4 protein-coding genes and 2 pseudogenes are annotated in these 5,901 nt (G+C 73.4%); 1 reads left to right on the plus strand and 5 read right to left on the minus strand.

The features are described from left to right. Positions 1 to 340: 340 nt before the first annotated feature. Both ABZ281_RS33765 and ABZ281_RS33770 read right to left on the minus strand, forming a co-directional pair. A complete protein-coding gene (locus ABZ281_RS33765) occupies positions 341 to 799 on the minus strand; it encodes a hypothetical protein (protein ID WP_356661733.1) in 459 nt (152 codons plus the stop codon). Continuing rightward, complete coding sequence (locus ABZ281_RS33770; RefSeq protein ID WP_356661735.1) at positions 799 to 2,040, minus strand: molybdopterin-dependent oxidoreductase; 1,242 nt, start codon at positions 2,038 to 2,040, stop codon at positions 799 to 801. The genes ABZ281_RS33765 and ABZ281_RS33770 overlap by 1 nt, the downstream gene beginning before the upstream one ends. 116 nt (positions 2,041 to 2,156) lie before the next feature. On the opposite strand from ABZ281_RS33770, the gene ABZ281_RS33775 reads away from it, so the two are divergent. Then, positions 2,157 to 3,530, plus strand: a complete 1,374-nt coding sequence (locus tag ABZ281_RS33775; protein ID WP_356661739.1) for a hypothetical protein — start codon at positions 2,157 to 2,159, stop codon at positions 3,528 to 3,530. On the opposite strand, the gene ABZ281_RS33780 is transcribed toward ABZ281_RS33775, so the two are convergent. The 3 genes and pseudogenes from ABZ281_RS33780 to ABZ281_RS33790 form a co-directional block, all read right to left on the minus strand. Next, positions 3,517 to 4,056 carry an ATP-binding protein gene (locus ABZ281_RS33780; protein WP_356661737.1) on the minus strand — a complete coding sequence of 180 codons (540 nt, stop codon included), beginning with the start codon at positions 4,054 to 4,056 and terminating at the stop codon, positions 3,517 to 3,519. The genes ABZ281_RS33775 and ABZ281_RS33780 overlap by 14 nt on opposite strands. Before the next feature lie 482 nt (positions 4,057 to 4,538). Further along, positions 4,539 to 4,814: pseudogene (locus ABZ281_RS33785) on the minus strand (MFS transporter); the annotation flags it as partial. 106 nt (positions 4,815 to 4,920) lie between these two features. Continuing rightward, positions 4,921 to 5,901 (minus strand): annotated as a pseudogene (locus ABZ281_RS33790) (hypothetical protein); the annotation flags it as partial.

Here is a 5,901-nt window from a genome sequence, read left to right on the forward strand (position 1 = left end):
CCCGAGCCCGTGGCGGGCTCGCTCGCCGGGCAGCCGGCCGTGCTTCTTCACGTAGTCGTCGGTGATGCCCTCGAGGACGTCCTCGATCCGCTTGCACCGTCCTGCTCATGGACGGCAACATCGGCATCGGCGGCGACCCGAGCGCACTGCTGGAGCGGGTCGCCGGGCTGCTGCGGCCCGGCGGTCTGCTGATCGCCGAGACGGCCTCCGCGGAGATCGACGAACGAATGCGCGTCCACATCACCGACGCCCACACCACCGCCGGTGATCCCTTCCCCTGGGCCCGGCTCGGCACCCGCGCGCTGCTCCGGTACGCGCGGGGCCGCTGGGAGCGGGACGGTCAGTGGACGGCCGGCGGGCGGCGCTTCGCGGCCCTGCGCAGCCGCAGCGCCAGCAACAGCGCCGAGCCTGCGAAGAGGACCGCGGTGATCAGCAGCCAGCGCGTGAGGAACACCTCCGGCGGCAGGCCCGTGCCGGACCGGTAGCGTTCCTCCACCATGCCGCTGATCAGCGGGAACCACACGAGGAGCAGCAGCCCGGAGAGGGCTGCCGGTACCCGCGCGTACATCACCCACTCCCGGCGGCGGACCCGGCCGAGCCCCCGTACCACCGCCCGGTCCGCCGCCGCGTACAGCGGCAGCAGCACCAGGTCGTGCAGCAGCGCGGCGCCGACGACCCACAGCGCCACGCCGAGCCAGTCGCCGGCGAGCAGGCGCACCCCCGCGTAGACCGCGAGGGCGAACGAGCAGGACAGCAGCAGGAGTTGCAGGGGGCTGCCGAGGGTGAAGCGTCCTCGCATCACAATGCTCCGAACGTCATCCGGGCCACCCACTTGGTGTTGAGCACACCGGGGGCGGCGGGCACGATGATCCGCGCCGGGTGGCCGTGGTCGGGGGACAGTTCCTCTCCGTTGACGTACAGGGCGAGCAGGGAACGCGGGTCGGCCACCTGGTTGGCGCGCAGGGCGGCCTTCCGGAAGGCGCCATGGCGCTGGAGGGACTCGACGAACACGTCCGGCGGGTCGTCCTCGTACCCGACCAGGGCCGCGAGGTCGCGCAGCCGCACCCCGCGCCACCACTGGTCCGGCGTGGACCAGCCCTCCACGCAGGCGATGGGCAGCGCCGAGCTGTACAGGGGCAGTCCGGCGAGCTGGGCGCGGCTGAGACGGACCGTGCCCGTGCGCCCCGTCACGACGAGCCGCCAGGCGTCCTCGGCTGTTTCCGCCGTGTCGATCCCGGCGTACGCGGCGGTCTTGTTGATCTGGAAGCCGTTCGGGCCGCTGCCTGGCTCCCCGCCGCCGTGCGGGGCGAGGAGGGCGGTGCGCCGCAGCGGGCCGCCGAAGTTCTGTCCCACGGTCGTGGCGAACAGCAGCAGGGAGCCGCCCCCGACGAACCACAGGGCCCCCCGCCGGGAGACGGTCGGCGCGGCGGGACGCGGGGAGACCAGGTCGTCCTTCTCCTCCCGCAGCCGCCGCAGATTGCGCAGTGCCGTGGGCGTCTTCAGCAGCGCGTGGGCCACGAAGGCCGCGAAGAACACCCAGGCGCCGTAGAAGTGCAGGGGGTAGAACGAGCCGGGGAAGACGTAGTCGAGCTGGACGTTGAGGACGCCGGTCACGAACTCGAACAGCCCGCCGCCGACCAGCAGCAGCAGCGAGACCCGCTCCAGGGCGTGCGCGAGCGAGCGGGCCGGCGGCAGTGCGAACAGCCTCGGCACGACGGACCACAGCTTGGCGAGCAGAACGGGGATCAGGGTGATGCCGAGGGTGACGTGGACGCCCTGGTTCAGCCGGTACAGCCAGTGCGGGTTCGTCGGCCAGGCGAAGAGGTAGAAGCCGAGGATCCCCTTGTCCGGGGTCTTGTCGTTGACCGGCGAGAGGTTCGGGTTGTAGGCGGCGTACGAGAGGAGTCCCGTCACGAACAGCACCGTGATGCCGGCCAGGAGGACGAGGCCCAGCACCGAGGTGAACCAGGGGCCGCGCAGGGGGCTGCGCCAGAACCCGGGGGACGTGGGAAGCCGCGGATCGCGTGGATCGTCTCGCATGAGCCGACGGTAGGCCGTGAGGGCCCCGCGAAAGGGTGCGCGACTCATGACGAAACGCTGACATCGGGCCCGATCGGCGGCCCATGACCGGTCGCGCGGCCTAGCGTGCCGGTGTGATCCGCACCCTGCCCTCCCCCGCACGGACCCGTGAGTCCGAGCCCCCCGGCCGCCTGCGCCGTGACCTGTACGCCGCCGGGGCCGCCGCGGTGCTCGTGACGGTGTCGGTGGTGGTCGGCCGCCACATCGAGGACACCAGCCGGACGCTGTTCGTCGACTGGGCCCCGCTGCTCGCCTCCTGGGGGCCACACGTGGGCCCCGGCACCCCGGCGGCCGTGCTCATGGCGGTCGCCGTCGTGGCCTACGGCCCCGCCCTCGCGGCCCGCCTGCCCTGGCGGGCCCTGCCGCCGGTGGCCTGGGGCGCCTCGACGGCCTGGATCTTCTCCCTCGCCCTGATCGACGGCTGGGACCGGGGCATCGCGCGCAGACTCACCACCCGCTACGAGTACCTCCAGGTCATCGACCGCTTCCACGACATCCCGGCGGCGCTGCGGGACTTCACCGGGCACATCCTGCTCGACTCTCCCGACAACTGGCCCGCCCACATCGCCGGGCATCCGCCCGCCGCCACGCTCACCTTCGTGCTGCTCGACCGGATCGGCCTGCGGGGCGGGGGCTGGGCCGGGATGTGGTGCATCACCGTCGGGGCGACCGCCTGCGTGGCCGTGCTGGTCACGATCCGCGCCCTGGCCGATGAGAGGCTGGCCCGCCGGGCGGCCCCGTTCCTGGTCCTGGCGCCGGCAGCCGTGTGGATGGGCACCTCGGCGGACGCGTACTTCGCGGCGGTGGCGGCCTGGGCCGTGGCCCTGCTCGCTCTGGCCGTCACCCGGAGATCCCTGGGGTGGGCGGGCGCGTCCGGGCTGCTGTTCGGCCTGACCTGCTACCTGTCGTACGGCCTGACCCTCGTCGCGCTGATCGCGGCGGCGGTCCTGGTGCTCGGCCGCCACGGGGTCCGGGAGCGCCCGGCTCTGCTGATGCCGCTGCTCGCCGGACTGGCCGTGGTCCCCGCGGTGTTCACACTCGCGGGCTTCGACTGGTGGGAGGCCTATCACCTGCTGGTCACGCGCTACGCCCAGGGCGCGGGCGGCATCCGCCCCTACGGGTACTGGGTGTGGGCCAACCTGGCCTGCACGGTGCTCATCACGGGACTGGCGACGGCTGCGGGGCTGCGGCGGGCAGGGGCCGTACTGGTCCGGCGCCGCACCGCGCCCCGCGCGGCCCTGCGTCTCGCGTTCCTCGCGTCCGCCGCGCTCCTCGCCCTGCTGGTCGCCGACCTGTCCGGCATGAGCAAGGCGGAGACGGAACGCATCTGGCTCCCCTTCGCCCTGTGGCTGCTCCCGGCCTGCGCGTTCCTCACCCGCCCCCGCTCCTGGCTCACCGCCCAGGCGGTGCTCGCACTGCTCCTCAACCATCTGCTGCTCACGGGGTGGTGACCGCTGCCGGGAGAGGGCCTGCCATGAGTGTTAAGGCTGCCGGGCTGGCTCCTATCGCCGCGTCGGGGCTGTCCTCCCGGGCAGCGCGCAGATAGGCGGTGATCTGCTTGCCGTGGCCGAGGGGCCTGACGGCGACCTCGCTGCTGACCGTGTGCACCACGTGCATGCCATGGCCGCCGAAGCGCTGCCCGTCGCGCTCCCTGACCACCGGTTGCCGACTGGAGGTGTCCCACACCGTGATGGCCAGTACGTCGCCGGAGAGCCCCAGGATCATCCCGCAGGGGCCGGGAGCGTGCCGGATCGCGTTGGTGACCAGTTCACTGACGACCAGTTCGGCGTCGATCGCCAGCGGGGCCGGCACGGGTGTGCGGCCGGTACACGGTACGTGCGCCAGGAACGCGTGCAGCGCTCGGCGCGCCTCGACGGCGCAGGCCGCGCCGTCGTCCCAGACCGCGCCACAGCGCAGCGGGCCCTGCTCGTCCGTGCCCGGCTCATCTGCCGCCTGCTTCATAAGCGGGATGACCATATGGGGCTCTTTCGTTGTTGTTCGTGTTGCTGAGTGGCCTTTCGGACATCGTTTACCCCATTGCGGAGCGCGCATACTGCCGACGGCCCACCGTTGTGGTGTGCTCTGCGCCGCATGGCCCACAGTCGAGCGGCACGAACGACGGGTGCCGACGGCACGCGGAGGAGAAGCGTTCACCCGCGAGGTGCGTTTCGGGCGGCCGGAGCGGAGGCGGAGGCGGACAGGAGCGTCGCGGTGCCGAGGGTGCGTCCCAGGGCGTGGGCGGGGCGAGATGGGTGACGAGTGCCGCAACAGGCAACGTTCGCCCCGTCGCGACGCCCGGCACGCTCCCCCCACGCTCTCGACTCCGCTCGAGCAGGGGGTACCCCCACTCGCCGCACCGGACGAAACCCCGAGGACGTCCAGTACGAGGGCTTCCGGCCGGCACGCCGAGAGCACGCACCAAACGCCGCTCCTCAACGGGCAAACGTTGCCTGCCGCGGCACGAGCACGGTGGCGCTGCCGGGGTGGACGATCTCGCCGTGGGGGCAGACCACGGACACCGCGGCGACGGCCGGGGCGCCCCCGCCGGGCCCCGGTGAGGCGGCCGCGAGGAAGCCGCCGCAGGACGCGCCGAGTATCACTCCGGCGAGCGCCGGCACGGTCCGCCGGGAGTAGCGGGACATCAGGACGGTGACCGGCACCTGCACAGTGACCACCAGCACCGTGTTGGTCACGAAGACGGCCGCCGACCAGAGCGGGGACGCGTCCAGCTGCGAGGAAGGCGCCCCGATGGCCGGAGATCGTCCGTTGACGGGTTTCCCTTACGGCGGGGGCCACGCCTTCGACGCCGTCTTGCCCCCCTGGCCCGTGGGGACGTCCTTTTCACCCGGGCGACGGCGCGAGGAGTTCCGCGCACCAGGTGAAGCTCGCCGTCCCCGCTTCGTGCGCGACGACGAATCCCGTGGCCCAGGCGGCGATCGAGGAGACGGCGGCGGGGAGGTGGTAGGGGGTGGCGAGCTCCTGCCGGGTCACGAGGTCCCAGATCACGACCCGCCGGTCCTCGCCGCCGCCCACGGCGAGGACCCGGCCGCCCGGCAGCCGGGCCGTGGCCAGTGCGGTCACCCGGCGCCGCAGACCGCTGAGAGGTTCGGCCGCCTCCGGACGGTCGAGGTCCCACATGCGGACCTCGCCCCCGTCCCCACCGGACAGGGCCACCGTCCGTTCCCCGGGCAGCACCGCGGTGGCCACCGACTCGATCCGTCCGCCGCGGCAGGCCGGTGCCGCTCTCTCACGCCCGGTCGACACGTCCCACACCAGCAGGTCGCCCCCACGGTCGCCGCTGATCGCGACGCCGGGGGTACCACCGTCGTCGGTCAGGGCCGTCGCCAGCACCCAGCCGCGGTGCCCGGTGAAGGTCCGCAACCATGCGCCCGTCGCCAGGTCCCACACCGTCACGGCGGCCATGTCCCCACCGGCGAGCAGGACCTGCCGGCCGTCCGCGGCACGGCCCACCGCCACCGTCCTGATGCGTCCCGTGCAGTGGGGGAACCCGCGGACCAGGCTGCCGCGGGTCAGTTCCCACATCCGCAGTGAACCGTCCCGGCCGCCCGCCACGACGACCGGGCCCATGTCCGGCAGTTCGGCCGTCGCCAGCGCCCGCACCAGCAACCGTCGCCCCGAGTCCTCCAGCACATGTCTGTGGTCGCCCGTCACCAGGTCCCGCACCTCCGCGCCCCGCTCGCCGCCCCCGGCGACGCACAGGGCCGGCCCCTCCCCCGGCACGGCGACGGCCACCGCCTCCATCACCTCCTCGTGGCCGGTCTCCGGGGCGTCCGGACGGGCGTCCGTGACGTCCCAGACGAC

The sequence above is a fragment of the Streptomyces sp. NPDC006265 genome (genome assembly GCF_040613555.1).
Lineage (GTDB): Bacteria > Actinomycetota > Actinomycetes > Streptomycetales > Streptomycetaceae > Streptomyces.